Here is a 15,269-nt window from a genome sequence, read left to right as displayed (position 1 = left end):
AGGGGTTGTCCCGCGCATGTTCTACCATGTAGCAGATGGCGCTGTGCCGTTGAAAGGAGGCTGCCATGTCATCTGAAGAGATCGCCGGCCTGATCGGCCTGTTCATCGGTCTGATGGTGCTCGTCGCCCTGTCCTATTTCGAGTCGCGCGAATACAAGCGCAGCCACGGCGGCGAAGGAATGATCCATCACTGGATGGCCGAACATCACCTGCTCGACTGGCGGCGCAAGCACTAGGCAAGCCCGCCCCGTTGTCCGGGCCGCCCGCGCGGCCCGCGTCGAACGTGCGTCTGCCGGCACGGTGGGCAGTGCGTATCGCCCAAATTAACAGGGCCGGATAAAACGCCTTCCTCGGAACGAACAAACGCCATCGCGCGGCAATCTGCCGCGCGATGGCGTTCGCCTGCGTGCGCGCCTGAGCAGCGCGCCGCGATCGGGATGGCTCAGCCCAGGAAGTGCCGGGCGTAGCGCGCGTTGATGTCCGACAGCCGGAACAGCGTCAGGAAGTCCGCGCAGTTGAAGTCGGGATCCCACGCCGGCGCGCCGCAAATCTTCGCACCGAGACGCAGGTAGCCCTTGATCAGCGGCGGCGGTGCAACGACGGTGCCCGTCTGCAGTTCGTCGACCGGCAGCGCCGTATGAGGGAACGCGCGATATTCCGGCGCCGTCAGCGAGTTGGCCGGCAGCGACTGATACAGGTTCGCCGCATAGTGCCCGCCGTCGGCCATCGACACGCTCGCGCAGCCGAGCATCGTCTCGTAGCCGTTCTGCATCATGTACGCGCCGAGACCGCCCCAGAGCGCCATGATGACGGCGCCGCTGCGGTAGTCGCTGTGCACGCACGAGCGGCCGACCTCGACCATCTTGCCGCGCAGGTGCGTAAGGCGGGACAGGTCGAATTCGCCTTCGGCGTACAGACGGCCGACACGCGCGGCCTGGTGCGGCGGCAGCACGCGGTACGTGCCGACCACCTTCAGCGTATCGAGGTCGCGCACCAGCAGATGATCGCAATAGGCGTCGAACGGATCGACGTCGAGACCGGACGGACCGCTGACCTGCGCGCCCATCTCGTCGGCGAACACGGTGTAACGCAGGCGCTGGGCCTCGCGCAATTCATCTTCCGTACGCGCCCAGGCAGCACGCAGACGGTACTCGGATGTGACGGTTTCAGCAGCGCGCGGCAGGTGACGCCGCGACGTGTCGAGGGGAAGCGAGGCAAAGGGGAGCGTAGGCGTCGGCAGTTCTCGCATTAGGCTTTCCTGGTCGTAAGGAATAGGACGACATGCCAGCCAATGTAGTAACCGGTCGTTACCGTTCTGTGGCACGACCGTGTCCTTTCAATGACGTGTCGCCGAATTGACTTTAGCAGAAAGCCTGCGAAACCGTATGATCAATGCCTTCAAACCGCTTCAGACAAGGTCCGGCGTCAATACCGCGCGCAGGACGGCCTGACGGTTGCCGTCGCGCGTGCGGCTCGCGAGCCACACGATACCGCCCTTCTTGACGCTCCAGCTATCGTCGTTGCCGGCGATCAACTGCGCCGCGACGCAGCCGAGCGTCGGCTGGTGCCCGACGATCACGACCGTCGGCGCGATGCCGTCGGGCCACCCGGCGGCCGCCAGCACGTCGTCGACGCTGCCGCCCGGCGCGAGTGCATCGATGGTCCGGTACTGGTCGGTCAGCGCCTCGACGGTCTGCACGGTGCGCGCCGCCGGGCTCGCGAGGATCACGCTGCTCGACTCGAGCCGGCCGCGCAGCCATTTGGCCATCGCTTGCGCATCCTTGCGCCCGCGGGCCGTCAGCTGGCGTGCGAGGTCGCTTGCCGCGTAGTCTTCGGCTTCGGCGTGGCGCCACAGGATCAGGTTCATCATGATGTCTCTCCATGCTTCGACGAATGCTCCGGCCGCACACTCGCGGGCCGGACGATCATGCTTCGAATTGTCGCCAATCGTGAGCGGTTCGTGATGATATGCGCCGTACGCAAAAACGTGATTGACCCGGTTACCCATTAGACGATAGAATCTTTGGCTCGTCGGAGCGTAGCGCAGCCTGGTAGCGCATCTGATTTGGGATCAGAGGGTCGTAGGTTCGAATCCTATCGCTCCGACCACGAGATTCACGACAAGGGTTGCAAGCCATCGCGCTTGCAGCCCTTTTTCGTTTGGTCCGCCGCCCGCGTCCGCCCCCGGTGCCACCGCCCGCAGCCCGCGCACGAAAATTGCGGGAACACGCGATAATGTCCGCGACCAACCCGCAATCGCGCATGAAAAATCACGTTTTCAAGACCGCCGTGCTCGGCGCGCTGCTCGCAATCGGCACCCTCGGCGCGCCCGGCGTCGCATCGGCGAAGTCGCTCGACGACGCGCTCGACTGCCATTCGAACGGCCACAAGTTCGTCGCGCCACTGCTCGCGGCAGGCGACATCCAGTCGGAGCCGATGCACGTCGAATCGAATTCGGTGAACGCATTCCGCACGAACCATCCGCTGACCGCCTACGGCTTCGGCGTCTATGTCGTGCTCGGCTACCAGGCGAACGATCCGATTTTCCAGCCCGGCGACGGCACGCCGATCGGCGACTGGGCATACGGCGTCGTGGTGCGCGGCACGAAGAACGCGGTCGAACAGGCCGTGCGCAAGGCCGGCAGCGACGCGACCGTCAAGCAGGCATTCCCGTTCCTGACGGCGATCGTGTGCTCGGACTGAGCGCGTCCAAGGCAACCTGGCGGCGCGGGCGCGCCGCCGCCGTGCCGGCGCGTCACGCGCCCGTATAAACCACGCGGTACGGAATGCCGACCTTCTCCCACTCTGCCGCTTCCTGGCTGAGGCTGTAATCGGTCAGCGGGTTCTGCTCGACCCATGCGCTCGGCAGGCGCACTTCATACCCGCCCTTCTTCATCTGCGACACGGAAATGTCCGGCAGCCCGGCATCGGTCCGGCGCCGGCAAAGCAGCGCCGCGAGTCGCAGGCAGAACAGCAGCGGCCATTCGACGTCGCGCGCCTGCGACAGCTTGCCGAGCTTGCCCGCATGCCCGAGCACGAGCGCGGCAAGGCGCGCCTGGTCGGTACGCGAGAAACCCGGCATGTCGGCGTTGCTCGCGATATAGGCCGAATGCTTGTGATACGAGCTGTGCGAGATCGACAGGCCGATCTCGTGCAACGCGGCGGCCCAACCGAGGAACATCCGGCCTTCCTCGCGTTCTTCGTCGTCGGAATCGTCGAGCTCGTCGTAGAATCGCACCGCGAGCGCGCCGATGCGCTCGGCCTGCGCGCGATCGACGCCGTAGCGGCGCGTGAAGCCCTCGACGGTCACCGCGCGCATGTCCTCGTGCTGGGTCCGGCCGAGCAGGTCGTACAGCACGCCGAGACGCAATGCGCCGTCGGTGGTATCGACGTAGTCGACGCCCAGTTCCTCGAATACCGCGAGCATGATCGCGAGGCCGCCGGCGAGCACCGGCACGCGATCGGGCTTCAGCGCGATCAGCTTCAGCCGGTTCACGTTCTCGGACTTGATCAGCGCGCGCTTCAGGCGTTCGAGCCCGCCGCGCGAAATGCCGTGCGTGATGCCCGCGTCGTTGAAGCCGTTCGCCTCGACGAGTTCCGCGAGCGCGCGCGCGGTGCCGGACGAACCGATCGCCTGGTCCCATCCGGCCTTCTTGTATTCGCTGGAAATGATCTGGATCTCGCGCTTGGCCGCGAGTTCGGCTTGCCGCATCGTGTATTCGTCGACGTTGCCGGCCGGGAAGAACGCGCGGCTATGGCTCACGCAGCCGATGTAGAGGCTCTCCATCACGATCGGCGTGTAATGCGAGCCGATGATGAATTCGGTCGAGCCGCCGCCGATGTCGACGACGAGCCGCTTGCCCGCGCTCGCCGGCACCGAATGCGCGGCGCCCGCATAGATCAGGCGCGCCTCTTCGCGGCCCGCGATCACTTCGATCGGAAAACCGAGCGCCGCTTCGGCCTCGCCGAGAAATTCGCCCGCATTCTTCGCGACGCGCAGCGTGTTGGTCGCCACCGCGCGCACATGATCGGGATGGAAATCGCGCAGGCGTTCGCCGAACCGCTTGAGCGCCTCCCAGCCACGCTCCTGCGACGCGCGATCGAGCATCTTGTCGCTCGACAGGCCCGCGGCCAGTCGAACGGGCTCGCGCAGCGCATCGACGGGATAAATCTGGCTGCCCGCCGGCGTTTCCTCGACGCGCCCGACGATCAGCCGAAAGCTGTTCGAGCCGAGATCGACGGCAGCCAGCAAGTGGGGGGATGTAACCATCAGAAGGGGGCTCCGTGCGCGTTCGCCCGCGGCAGCCGGTCCGGCCACGCTGGACGATCAATCAAAGGCGACATTTTAAGCGTGGAACGCTTGCCGTTGCCACGCTTCACGGGCATGTACACGGGTAGATTGTATATGGCCGAAACATTTATGAGACGAAACGGTTCAGGCGTAGAATTTCCCGATATAAATACATTATCGTCATCAGCACGTCATCGTACCGTGAGAGTTTCCGAGCGTCCTTTCGAATCATCGCCCGAATCATCCCCTACTCTGCCGATGTCCGTCCGTTATCCGCTTCTCAATCGTGAACTCGGCATCCTCGGTTTCAACGAGCGCGTGCTGGCCCAGGCGGCTGACCCGCAGATTCCGTTGCTCGAGCGCCTGCGCTTCATCTGCATCACGAGCAGCAACCTCGACGAATTTTTCGAAGTCCGGATGGCCGGCCTTCAGGAACAGATCCGCGACAACCCCGGCGCACTGACACCCGACGGCATGTCGTTGCAGCACGCCTATGACCTCGTCGTCGAGCGCGCGCAACGGCTCGTGCACCGCCAGTACACGATGCTGCACGAAACCGTGCTGCCCGCGCTCGAACAGGAAGGCATCTACTTCCACGCGAGCGACTCGTGGAACGAAGAACAGCTCGAATGGGCGCGCCGCTACTTCCTCGATGAACTGCTGCCGGTGCTGACGCCGATCGGCCTCGACCCCGCGCACCCGTTCCCGCGCGTGCTGAACAAGAGCCTGAACTTCGTCGTCGAGCTCGAGGGCCGCGACGCGTTCGGCCGCCAGGCGGTGATGGGCATCGTGCAGGCGCCGCGCGCGCTGCCGCGCGTCGTGCGCATGCCGCAGGCGCTGTCGGGCTTCGAGCACGGCTTCGTGCTGCTCAGCTCGTTCATGCAGCGCTTCGTCGGCGAACTGTTCCCGCAACTGGTCGTGAAGAGCTGCAACCAGTTTCGCATCACGCGCAACAGCGAGCTCTTCGTCGACGAGGACGAAATCACCAACCTGCGCGTCGCGCTGCAGGGCGAACTGCCCGCGCGCCACCTCGGCAACGCGGTACGGCTCGAAGTGTCGGCCGACACGCCGGCGCATATCGTGCGGCGCCTGCTCGAGGAAAGCCTGCTCGGCGAGAAGGACTGCTATCGCGTGGCCGGCTCCGTGAACCTCGTGCGGCTGATGCAGATTCCCGATCTCGTCGATCGACCCGACCTGAAGTTCTCGCCGTTCACCGCATCGATCCCGCCCGCGATCGTCAACACGCCGACGATGTTCGACGCGATCGACGACGGCGACATCCTGCTGCACCACCCGTACGAAAGTTTCCAGCCGGTGCTCGAACTGCTGCAGCAGGCCGCGAAAGACCCGAGCGTCGTGGCGATCAAGCAGACGATCTACCGCACCGGCACCGATTCCCCGCTGATGGACGCGCTGATGGAAGCCGCGCGCAACGGCAAGGAAGTGACCGTCGTCGTCGAGCTGCTCGCGCGCTTCGACGAGGAAACCAACATCAACTGGGCGTCGCAGCTCGAAGCCGTCGGCGCGCACGTCGTGTACGGCGTGGTCGGCCACAAGTGCCACGCGAAGATGATGCTGATCGTGCGGCGCGTCGTGCAGAACGGAAAGGCGTCGCTGCGCCGCTACGTGCACCTCGGCACCGGCAACTATCACCCGCGCACCGCCCGCCTCTACACCGACTTCGGGCTGATGACGGCCGACCAGAAGATCTGCGAGGACGTCCACCACGTCTTCCAGCAACTGACCGGGATCGGCGGCGAGCTCACGCTGCACGAGCTGTGGCAGTCACCGTTCTCGCTGCATCCGCGCATCATCGAATCGATCCGCGCGGAAATCGACAACGCGCGCGCCGGCAAGCGCGCGCGCGTGGTCGCGAAGATGAACGCGCTGCTGGAGCCGTCGGTGATCGCCGCGCTGTACGAAGCGTCGCAGGCCGGCGTCAAGGTCGACCTGATCGTGCGCGGCGTGTGCGCGCTGAAGCCCGGCGTGCCGGGGCTGTCGGAAAACATCACGGTGCGCTCGATCGTCGGGCGCTTCCTCGAACACCACCGCATCTACTATTTCCACGCGGACGGCGCCGAGGACGTCTATCTGTCGAGCGCCGACTGGATGGACCGCAACCTGTTCCGCCGCGTCGAAGTCGCGTTCCCGATCCGCGAGCGCAAGCTGAAGCGCCGCGTGATCGCCGAAGGGCTGTCGGTCTGCCTCGGCGACAACCAGTCGGCCTGGCAGATGCTCAGCGACGGCCACTACCGCCGGCGGCGCGCGGGCAAGACGATCCGCAACGCGCAGCTCGGGCTGCTCGCGAAGTTCTGTTCGTAGACACGGGGCGGCGCGCGGGTTCGCGTGCCGCGTCACCAAACGAAAAAGCACAGCTCGAGGGCTGTGCTTTTTCGTTTGCGGCGGGATGCCGGCGTGAGGCACCCGATTCGCGTCATGCGCTCACGCTTCGAACGTCGCCGGCCGGATCGCGATGATCCGCGACGCCGGGAAGCGTGCGGTGAACGTGCTGCCGCGCCCTTCCTCGCTCTGCACGTACAGGTGCGAGTCGTGCCGCTGCAGCACGTGCTTGACGATCGCGAGGCCGAGCCCCGTGCCGCCCGTATCGCGCGAGCGGCTGCGGTCGACGCGATAGAAGCGTTCGGTCAGCCGCGGCAGGTCGGCCGCCGGGATGCCGAAGCCGCTGTCGGTGACCGAGAACACGCCTTGCGCGCCCTCGCGCCGCCACGACACGAGGATCTTGCCGCCGTCAGGCGTATAGCGGATCGCGTTGGTCACGAGATTCGCGAACGCACTGAACACTTCGGTCTGCGCGCCCGTGACGCCGAGCGTCTCGTCGATCGTGAACGTGATTTCGTGATGCCCGTTCGACAGCGTCTGCGCATCTTCCTTCAGATGGTCGAACACGGCACGCATGTCGATCGCGTGATCCATCGGCGGCTTGCTTTCGCCCTCGAGCTTCGCGAGCACCAGCAGATCGGTGACGATGTGCCGCATCCGCGACGCCTGCTGCTCCATCATCTCGAGATAGCGCGCGCGATCCTCCTCGTTCAGCGGCAGTTCGCGCATCGTCTCGAGGAAGCCCGACAGCACGGTGAGCGGCGTCTTCAGTTCGTGCGACACGTTCGCGACGAAGTCGCGCCGCATCGCGTCGGTCCGCTCGAGCTCCGTGATGTCCTGCGTGAGCAGCAGCTTGCGGTTCTCTCCGTACGGAAACACCTGCACTTCCAGCACGTTCTGCCGCGAGTCGCCCATCCCGCGCATCACGAGCGTCTCGTCGTAATGCTGCGCGTTCAGGTAGCGGACGAAATCAGGATGACGAACCAGATTCGTGATGTGCTGGCGCAGGTCGCGCTTCGCGTCGAGGCCGAAATGCACCTCGGCGATCGCGTTGCACCACTCGATCTGGTCATGGTCGTCGAGCATCGCGACGCCGTTCGGCGACGCCTGGATCGCCTGGATGAAGCGCGAATGCTGCTGCTCGACCTGCCGCACCTGCGCATGCCACTGCTTCGCGAGCTTGTGCAGCCGGTAGTAGATTTCACCCCAGATGCCCGGTGCGCTCGGCACCTCGCCGTAGACGGGCGCATCGAGCAGACGCCAGAGGCGTTGCGTATGGAAGGTGCTGAAGAAGCCCTGCGCGACCAGCATCACGACCGCGAACCCAAGGCCCGCGATCGGGCCGGCGAACACGCCGACCAATACGCTGATCAGCACGAGCAGCACGAGCGACACGAGAAAGCGCGCCCAGATGATGTTCATGATTCAGCGCCCGAAAGAATGAACGGCATGCCGTGGCACACGGCATGTCCGGATACGTTACGCGTGCTTGGCGAGCCGGTAGCCGCTGCCGCGTACGGTCTCGATCATCGCATCGCAACCGGCCGGTTTCAAGGCCGCGCGCAATCGTTTGATGTGGACGTCGACGGTGCGCTCCTCGACGAACACGTGATCGCCCCAGACCTGATCGAGCAGTTGCGTGCGGCTGTGCACGCGCTCCGGATGCGTCATGAAGAAATGCAGCAGGCGGAATTCGGTCGGGCCGAGATCGAGCTTGATCTCGCTGCCGTCGCCGTGCGCGGCGACCCGATGCGTGGCCGGGTCGAGGCGCAGCCCGTTGATCGACACGACGTCCTCGGTCAGCTGCGGCGCGCGGCGGCGCAGCACGGCCTTGATGCGCGCCATCAGTTCCTTCGGCGAGAACGGCTTCGTCACGTAATCGTCTGCGCCGATCTCGAGGCCGAGCACCTTGTCCTGCTCGTCGCCGCGCGCGGTCAGCATGATGATCGGGATGTGCTTGGTCCGTTCGTTGTTGCGCAGGTCGCGCGCGAACGCAATGCCGGACTTGCCCGGCAGCATCCAGTCGAGCAGCACGAGATCGGGCAGCACGTCGCTGATCAGGTTCTGCGCCTGCTCGGCGTTGTACGCGCGGATCGGGCAGTGACCGGCATGCTGGAGATTCACCGAGATCAGTTCGGAAATCGCGGGCTCATCTTCGACGACGAGAATGTTGCTGGGCATCGGCACCTCTGTTCTTCCTTACGGAGTCGATTAACTGTTGGCTTCGCGATCGAGCGTGTCGCGCGGCTGGTGCCGCACGTCGGTGCCCTTCACGATGTAGATGATGAATTCGGCGATGTTCTTCGCGTGGTCGCCGATCCGTTCGATCGCCTTCGCGATGAACAGGTACTCGAGGCCGACCGAGATCGTGCGCGGGTCTTCCTGCATGTACGACACGAGCTTGCGCACGAACGCGCGGAATTCGAGGTCGATTTCCTTGTCGTCCTTGACGATCTGCGCGGCCGCCACCGTATCGAGGCGCGCGAACGCGTCGAGCGCGCGGCGCAGGATCGTCACGGCCATCTCGCCCGACACCTTGATCTCGGCGATGTTCACCGCACGCGCGGCCGGCTCGTCGATCAGGCGGCGCACGCGCTTCGCGATCTTCTCGGCCTCGTCGCCGGCGCGCTCGAGGTTCGTAATCGTTTTCGAAATCGACATCAGAAGACGCAGGTCGCGCGCGGCCGGCTGCCTCCGCGCGATGATGTTGCCGCACTCCTGGTCGATGTCGACTTCCATCGCGTTCAGCGTTTCCTCGGCCGCGATCACCTTCTCGGCCGTCTCGCGGTCGAATTCGTTCAGCGCATGCATCGCGCCGACGATCTGCGACTCGACGAGCCCGCCCATTTCCAGCACTTTCGACGACACGGCATTCAGGTCCGCGTCGAACTGGCTCGACAGATGTTTATCCGACATGGTTGTGATTCTCCGTCATCAGCCGAAACGGCCGGTGATGTAGTCTTCCGTTTCCTTGCGCACCGGCTTGATGAAGATCTTTTCGGTTTCGCCGAATTCGATCAGCTCGCCCAGGTACATGTAGGCCGTGTAGTCCGAGCAGCGCGCGGCCTGCTGCATGTTGTGCGTGACGATCACGACCGTGTAGTCGCTCTTCAGCTCCGCGATCAGCTCCTCGATGCGGCCCGTCGAGATCGGGTCGAGCGCCGAGCACGGCTCGTCGAGCAGCAGCACTTCCGGACGGATCGCGATACCGCGCGCGATGCACAGACGCTGTTGCTGGCCGCCGGACAGCCCGTAGCCGCTCTGGTTCAGCTTGTCCTTCACTTCGTTCCACAGCGCGGCCTTCGTCAGCGCCCACTCGACGCGATCGTCCATCTCCGAGCGCGTGAGCTTCTCGAACATCTTCACGCCGAACGCGATGTTGTCGTAGATCGACATCGGGAACGGGGTCGGCTTCTGGAACACCATGCCGATCCGCGCGCGCAGCAGCGAGATGTCGCGCTTGGTGGTCAGCAGGTTCTCGCCGTCCATCAGGATTTCGCCCTCGGCGCGCTGCTCCGGATAGAGCGCGTACATCTTGTTGAACGTGCGCAGGAGCGTCGACTTGCCGCAACCCGACGGACCGATGAACGCCGTCACCTTCCCTTCGGGAATGCGCAGGTTGATGTTCTTCAGCGCGTGGAACTTGTTGTAGAAGAAGTTGAGGTTGTTGACCTCGATCTTCGCGTTCAGCGGCGCCAGCGGACGGCCATGTGCCGCATCTTGCGTGCCGGCGGGCGCAGCGGTGCGCTCGACGGGATTCAGGTGGCTTTCTGCCATATTCATCGGATTGCTCCGCCGTTACTTTTTCGAGAAGATCGAACGCGCCAGGATGTTGAGTCCGAGCACCCCGAGCGTGATCAGGAACACGCCCGCCCATGCGAGCGACTGCCATTCGGCGAACGGGCTCATCGCGAACTTGTAGATCGTGACGGGCAGGTTCGCCATCGGCTGGCTCATGTCCCACGAGAAGAACTGGTTCGACAGCGCGGTGAACAGCAGCGGCGCCGTTTCGCCGGCGATCCGCGCGACCGCCAGCAGCACGCCCGTCACGATCCCGCCGACCGAGGCGCGCAGCGTGATCTTCAACACCATCCGCCACTTCGGCGTGCCGAGCGCGACGGCTGCTTCGCGCAGCGCGTTCGGCACCAGCTTCAGCATGTTCTCGGTCGTGCGGATCACGATCGGAATCTGCAGCAGCGCCAGCGCGATCACGCCGGCCCAGCCCGAGAAGCGCCCCGACTTCGCGACGACGATCGCGTAGACGAACAGCCCGATGACGATCGACGGCGCCGACAGCAGGATGTCGTTGATGAAGCGGATCGTGCTCGCCAGCAGGTTCTTCTGGCCGTATTCGGCAAGATAGACGCCCGCGAGGATGCCGATCGGCGTGCCGACCAGCGTGCCGAAACCGCACAGCAGCAGGCTGCCGACGATCGCGTTCGCCAGGCCGCCGCCTTCCGTGTTCGGTGCCGGCGTCGATTCGGTGAACAGCTGCAGCGACAGACCGCCGACGCCGAGATGCACCGTGGTGTAGAGAATCCACACGAGCCACAACAGGCCGAACGCCATCGCGGCGAGCGACGCGGTCAGCGCGATCGCGTTGGTCAGCTTGCGCTTGCGCTGCAGGCGGTTGCGCATCGCGTCGAGCGCGGCGCCATTCGGCCCCGGGAAATTCATGACGGGCTCGCTCATTTCTTGCCCTCTCCTTTCTCGAGACGAAGCAGCAGCAGTTTGGAGATGGACAGCACGATGAACGTGATCACGAACAGGATCAGGCCCAGTTCCATCAGCGCGGACGTATGCAGGCCCGGTTGCGCTTCCGCGAATTCGTTCGCGAGCGCCGACGTGATGCTGTTGCCCGGCGCGAACAGCGACACGCTGTCGAGCAGGTTGGTGTTGCCGATCACGAAGGTCACGGCCATCGTTTCGCCGAGCGCGCGGCCGAGGCCGAGCATCACGCCGCCGATCACGCCGGTCTTCGTGTAGGGCAGCACGACTTTCCACATCACTTCCCACGTCGTGCAGCCGATCCCGTAAGCCGATTCCTTCAGCAGCACGGGCGTGACTTCGAACACGTCGCGCATCACCGATGCGATGTACGGGATGATCATGATCGCGAGGATCACGCCGGCCGCGAGAATGCCGATGCCGATCGGCGGGCCCGACGTCAGCGGACCGAGCACCCACACGTCCTTGAAGAGACGGCCGATCGGCTTCTGGAAGTATTCGGCGAAGATCGGCGCGAACACGAGCAGGCCCCACATGCCGTACACGATCGACGGAATCGCGGCGAGCAGCTCGATCGCGATGCCGAGCGGGCGACGCAGCCACACGGGCGACAATTCGGTGAGGAACAGTGCGATGCCGAAGCTGACGGGCACCGCGATGACGAGCGCGATGAGCGACGTCACGATCGTGCCGTAGATCGGCACGACCGCGCCGTAAATATCCGAGTTCGGATCCCACTCGGTTTGCAACAAGAAGCCGATGCCGAACTTCTGGATGGTCGGCATCGACGCAATGATCAGGGAAACGATGATCCCGCCCAGCAGCAGCAGGGTCACGATCGCGGCCAGCCGTGCGAGGCCGCCGAACAGAACGTCTCCGAGACGGCTCGGCGCGCGTTGCTGCGCGGCATCGGACCGGGAAGACGTGTAGGAAATATCAGACATGGGCGCCTGTTCTGGATCGCCGGGCGCCGTGACGCCCGGCCTTACCGCACACACTGCCCGGCCGGCACGGCCGGGCAGCGAACCGCTGGATTGCTTACTCCGTGGCGACCGGCTTGCCCGATGCGTCCGTCACCTTCGTCTTCCACTGCTTGCGGATTTCCGTCTCGACCGTCGCCGGCAGCGAGATGTAGTCGAGGCTGTCGGCTGCCTTCTCGCCGTTCTTGAACGCCCAGCTGAAGAACTTCAGCGTTTCGGCGCCCTGCTCCGGCTTGTCCTGCTTCGCGTGCAGCAGCACGAACGTCGCGCCGACGACCGGCCATGCGTCCTTGCCCGGCTGGTTCGTCAGGATCTGGTAGAACGACTTCGACCAGTTCGCGCCGGCAGCAGCGGCCTTGAACGTTTCGGTCTTCGGCTCGACCACCGTGCCCGTCGAGTTCTTCAGGGCCGTGTAGGTCATGTTGTTCTTCTTGGCATACGCCCACTCGACGTAGCCGATTGCGCCCGGCAGGCGCTGCACGAAGGCCGCGACGCCGTCGTTGCCCTTGCCGCCCGTGCCCGTCGGCCAGTTGACCGTCGTGCCTTCGCCGATCTTCGACTTCCACTCGTCGTTGACCTTCGACAGGTAGTTCGTCCAGATGAAGCTCGTGCCCGAGCCGTCAGCACGACGAACGACCGCGATGTCCGTATCCGGCAGCTTGACCTTCGGGTTCAGCGCGGCGATCGCCGGGTCGTTCCACTTCTTGATCTTGCCGAGGTAGATGTCGCCGAGCACCGGGCCCGACAGCGTCAGTTCGCCGGCCTTCACACCCGGCACGTTGACGACCGGCACCACGCCGCCGACCACCGTCGGGAACTGGAACAGGCCTTCCTTCGCGAGTTCTTCGTCCTTCAGCGGAGCGTCCGAACCGGCAAAATCGACCGTCTTCGCGTTGATCTGCTTGAGGCCGCCCGACGAACCGATACCCTGGTAGTTCACCTTCGCGCCGCCGGCCTGCTGGTAGTCGGCAGCCCATTTCGTATAAATCGGCATCGCGAACGTGCTGCCTGCGCCCGTGATGTCGGCAGCTTGCGCGGCGACTGCGAAAAGCGCGCCAGCCAGGCCGGCAATCGCGGTTTGCATCAATTTCATGAGACCTCCAGTGTGTGAGCGGATGACTACGGCACCGCGAAGGTTAGGGGCTCCTCATGACGATAATGTGACAATCGATGAAACTGGCGTGACAGTAACATGACTGGTTGAAAGGGTGTATCGGGCCCTGTGCGGGCGGCCGCGCAGGGGCAGCGCGGCGGGAAATGGCGGCAAGAATTGCCGGTCAGGAAGGGCTGTTCGGCACCCGCCGATGCGAGGTCCGGAGCGAATCGTGTTCACCGCACATGGGGCAGGAAAACCCTTTGCGGCGGTCATCACGATTCAGGGTCGGATGTTTTCTTGCGTCAGCCGAAACCCGCGCCGACGTCATCCTCTATTTAATAGCGCAAACCTTTGCGTCTGACGAATTGCGGCGCCCGAAGGCGCCGCTTGTCGAGTCACCGAAGAGGCGGCGCGCGCACGGCCGGACCGTCGCGTGCCGTCACCGATTCGGCTCAGCTCGTCGCCGCGCGCACCGCGTCGGCGATCGCTTCCGCGTGGCGGGTCGCGTCGGCCGCATGCTGCGCCTCGACCATCACGCGCAGCACGGGCTCGGTGCCCGATGCGCGGATCAGCACACGGCCGCGGCCGGCGAGCGCGCTTTCGGCTGCGTCGATCGCCGCGCGAATCGATGCGCTGCCCTTCCAGTCGGCACCCGGCTTCATCCGCACATTGATCAGCTTCTGCGGAAACAGCGTGACGCCGTCCAGCATCTGCGCAAGCGTGCGGCCGCTGCGCTTGAGCGCGGCCAGCACGAGCAGCGCCGACACGATGCCGTCGCCGGTCGAATGGCGGTCGAGCGACAGGATGTGGCCCGAGCCTTCCGCACCGAGCTGCCAGCCGCGCTCGCGCAACTGTTCGAGCACGTAGCGGTCGCCGACGGCCGCCCGCACGAACTGCACGCCCTCGCGCTGCAGCGCGACCTCGACCGCGAGGTTCGTCATCAGCGTGCCGACCGCGCCGTCGACCTTGCCGGCGGTCGCAATCCGGTCCTTGACGAGCACGTAGAGCAATTCGTCGCCGTTGTACAGCCGGCCCGTCGCATCCACGACCTGCAGGCGATCCGCATCGCCGTCGAGCGCGATGCCGAGGTCCGCATGGTTCGCCCGCACCGCACGCACCAGTGCGTCGGGCGCCGTTGCGCCGACACCGTCGTTGATGTTGAAGCCGTTCGGCGCGACACCGATCGGGATCACGTCCGCGCCGAGTTCGTGGAATACGTGCGGCGCGATCTGGTACGCGGCGCCGTGGGCGCAGTCGATCACGAGCTTCAGCCCGCGCAGGTCGTATGCGGCCGGGAACGTGCTCTTGCAGAACTCGATGTAGCGGCCGGCCGCGTCGTCGAGGCGACGCGCCTTGCCGAGCCGGTCCGACGACGCGCATTCGAGCGGCTTGTCGAGCCATGCCTCGATCTCGGCCTCGGTATCGTCCGGCAGCTTGTTGCCGTCGGCGGAGAAGAACTTGATCCCGTTGTCCTGATACGGGTTGTGCGATGCGCTGATCACGACACCGGCCGACAGGCGCAGCGCGCGCGTCAGGTACGCGACGCCCGGCGTCGGCATCGGGCCGGCCAGCATCACGTCCACGCCAGCCGCCGAAAAACCGGCCTCGAGCGCGGCCTCGAGCATGTAGCCCGACACGCGCGTGTCCTTGCCGATCAGCACCGTCGGACGCGCACCCGCCGCGACGTCGGCCGCGCCGGCCAGCACCTTGCCGGCCGCATAGCCGAGACGCAACACGAAATCAGGCGTGATGGGCGCCTCGCCCACCGTGCCGCGAATGCCGTCCGTGCCGAAATATCGACGTCCCATGGCGAACCTTCCTCCTTCGTCTTTCT

Annotated in this window: 14 protein-coding genes and 1 tRNA gene; 4 read left to right on the top strand and 11 right to left on the bottom strand. The window is 65.1% G+C overall.

Translation table 11 applies throughout. The features are described 5' to 3' along the window. The first annotated feature begins 65 nt into the window (after positions 1–65). On the top strand, positions 66–236 hold the full coding sequence (locus WS46_RS36060) for a hypothetical protein (protein WP_162840567.1): 171 nt from the start codon (positions 66–68) through the stop codon (positions 234–236). A 206-nt stretch (positions 237–442) separates the two neighbouring features. Here WS46_RS36060 and WS46_RS16845 read toward each other — a convergent pair whose 3' ends face one another. Next, a complete protein-coding gene (locus tag WS46_RS16845; protein WP_059523434.1) occupies positions 443–1,249 on the bottom strand; it encodes a GNAT family N-acetyltransferase in 807 nt (268 codons plus the stop codon). Positions 1,250–1,408: 159 nt separating this feature from the next. Continuing rightward, positions 1,409–1,870, bottom strand: coding sequence for a phosphohistidine phosphatase SixA (sixA, locus tag WS46_RS16840; protein WP_059523831.1), 462 nt, complete (start codon positions 1,868–1,870; stop codon positions 1,409–1,411). Between the two features lie 162 nt (positions 1,871–2,032). Here sixA and WS46_RS16835 point away from each other — a divergent pair. Beyond that, positions 2,033–2,109 (top strand) — tRNA-Pro (locus tag WS46_RS16835). Positions 2,110–2,262: 153 nt separating this feature from the next. Continuing rightward, positions 2,263–2,703, top strand: a complete 441-nt coding sequence (locus WS46_RS16830) for a hypothetical protein (protein ID WP_059691228.1) — start codon at positions 2,263–2,265, stop codon at positions 2,701–2,703. 52 nt (positions 2,704–2,755) lie between these two features. Here WS46_RS16830 and ppx read toward each other — a convergent pair whose 3' ends face one another. Then, positions 2,756–4,270 (bottom strand): exopolyphosphatase, encoded by a 1,515-nt coding sequence (ppx, locus tag WS46_RS16825; protein ID WP_059523436.1) that lies wholly within the window; start codon positions 4,268–4,270, stop codon positions 2,756–2,758. A 279-nt stretch (positions 4,271–4,549) separates the two neighbouring features. On the opposite strand from ppx, the gene ppk1 reads away from it, so the two are divergent. Beyond that, entirely contained in the window at positions 4,550–6,613 is a 2,064-nt protein-coding gene (ppk1, locus tag WS46_RS16820; RefSeq protein WP_059691172.1) for a polyphosphate kinase 1, read from the top strand. Positions 6,614–6,733: 120 nt separating this feature from the next. Here the strand turns inward: ppk1 and phoR are convergent, their stop codons facing one another. From phoR to glmM, 8 genes are all read right to left on the bottom strand, one after another. Next, positions 6,734–8,053: a phosphate regulon sensor histidine kinase PhoR gene (gene phoR, locus WS46_RS16815; protein ID WP_059523440.1), complete on the bottom strand. Its 1,320-nt coding sequence runs from the start codon at positions 8,051–8,053 to the stop codon at positions 6,734–6,736. A 57-nt stretch (positions 8,054–8,110) separates the two neighbouring features. Further along, on the bottom strand, positions 8,111–8,812 hold the full coding sequence (phoB, locus tag WS46_RS16810) for a phosphate regulon transcriptional regulator PhoB (protein WP_006750313.1): 702 nt from the start codon (positions 8,810–8,812) through the stop codon (positions 8,111–8,113). 30 nt (positions 8,813–8,842) lie between these two features. Further along, positions 8,843–9,547: a phosphate signaling complex protein PhoU gene (gene phoU, locus WS46_RS16805; RefSeq protein WP_059523442.1), complete on the bottom strand. Its 705-nt coding sequence runs from the start codon at positions 9,545–9,547 to the stop codon at positions 8,843–8,845. Positions 9,548–9,565: 18 nt separating this feature from the next. Further along, the gene (pstB, locus tag WS46_RS16800) at positions 9,566–10,414 is read right to left on the bottom strand and encodes a phosphate ABC transporter ATP-binding protein PstB (RefSeq protein WP_059523444.1); all 849 of its coding nucleotides are present in this window, start codon (positions 10,412–10,414) and stop codon (positions 9,566–9,568) included. Positions 10,415–10,429: 15 nt separating this feature from the next. Then, positions 10,430–11,323, bottom strand: a complete 894-nt coding sequence (pstA, locus tag WS46_RS16795) for a phosphate ABC transporter permease PstA (RefSeq protein WP_059691171.1) — start codon at positions 11,321–11,323, stop codon at positions 10,430–10,432. Then, complete coding sequence (pstC, locus tag WS46_RS16790; protein WP_059523448.1) at positions 11,320–12,303, bottom strand: phosphate ABC transporter permease PstC; 984 nt, start codon at positions 12,301–12,303, stop codon at positions 11,320–11,322. Before pstC ends, pstA begins: the two co-directional genes overlap by 4 nt. Before the next feature lie 94 nt (positions 12,304–12,397). Further along, positions 12,398–13,432: a phosphate ABC transporter substrate-binding protein PstS gene (pstS, locus tag WS46_RS16785; protein WP_059523450.1), complete on the bottom strand. Its 1,035-nt coding sequence runs from the start codon at positions 13,430–13,432 to the stop codon at positions 12,398–12,400. A 455-nt stretch (positions 13,433–13,887) separates the two neighbouring features. Then, positions 13,888–15,243, bottom strand: coding sequence for a phosphoglucosamine mutase (gene glmM / locus WS46_RS16780; RefSeq protein WP_059523459.1), 1,356 nt, complete (start codon positions 15,241–15,243; stop codon positions 13,888–13,890). Between the last annotated feature and the right edge of the window lie 26 nt (positions 15,244–15,269).

This window comes from Burkholderia sp. RF4-BP95 (assembly GCF_001521985.1).
Lineage (GTDB): Bacteria > Pseudomonadota > Gammaproteobacteria > Burkholderiales > Burkholderiaceae > Burkholderia > Burkholderia diffusa.
This window is presented reverse-complemented; position numbering and strand designations above follow the sequence as displayed.

Bases quoted from the DNA above. Each gene is read 5' to 3' on its own strand.
- ppk1 (WP_059691172.1), top strand. From the start codon at position 4,550: ATGTCCGTCCGTTATCCGCTTCTCAATCGTGAACTCGGCATCCTCGGT.
- WS46_RS36060 (WP_162840567.1), top strand. From the start codon at position 66: ATGTCATCTGAAGAGATCGCCGGCCTGATCGGCCTGTTCATCGGTCTG.
- sixA (WP_059523831.1), bottom strand. From the start codon at position 1,870: ATGATGAACCTGATCCTGTGGCGCCACGCCGAAGCCGAAGACTACGCG.
- pstA (WP_059691171.1), bottom strand. From the start codon at position 11,323: ATGAGCGAGCCCGTCATGAATTTCCCGGGGCCGAATGGCGCCGCGCTC.
- WS46_RS16830 (WP_059691228.1), top strand. From the start codon at position 2,263: ATGAAAAATCACGTTTTCAAGACCGCCGTGCTCGGCGCGCTGCTCGCA.
- phoU (WP_059523442.1), bottom strand. From the start codon at position 9,547: ATGTCGGATAAACATCTGTCGAGCCAGTTCGACGCGGACCTGAATGCC.
- glmM (WP_059523459.1), bottom strand. From the start codon at position 15,243: ATGGGACGTCGATATTTCGGCACGGACGGCATTCGCGGCACGGTGGGC.
- phoB (WP_006750313.1), bottom strand. From the start codon at position 8,812: ATGCCCAGCAACATTCTCGTCGTCGAAGATGAGCCCGCGATTTCCGAA.
- WS46_RS16845 (WP_059523434.1), bottom strand. From the start codon at position 1,249: ATGCGAGAACTGCCGACGCCTACGCTCCCCTTTGCCTCGCTTCCCCTC.
- phoR (WP_059523440.1), bottom strand. From the start codon at position 8,053: ATGAACATCATCTGGGCGCGCTTTCTCGTGTCGCTCGTGCTGCTCGTG.
- pstB (WP_059523444.1), bottom strand. From the start codon at position 10,414: ATGAATATGGCAGAAAGCCACCTGAATCCCGTCGAGCGCACCGCTGCG.
- pstC (WP_059523448.1), bottom strand. From the start codon at position 12,303: ATGTCTGATATTTCCTACACGTCTTCCCGGTCCGATGCCGCGCAGCAA.
- pstS (WP_059523450.1), bottom strand. From the start codon at position 13,432: ATGAAATTGATGCAAACCGCGATTGCCGGCCTGGCTGGCGCGCTTTTC.
- ppx (WP_059523436.1), bottom strand. From the start codon at position 4,270: ATGGTTACATCCCCCCACTTGCTGGCTGCCGTCGATCTCGGCTCGAAC.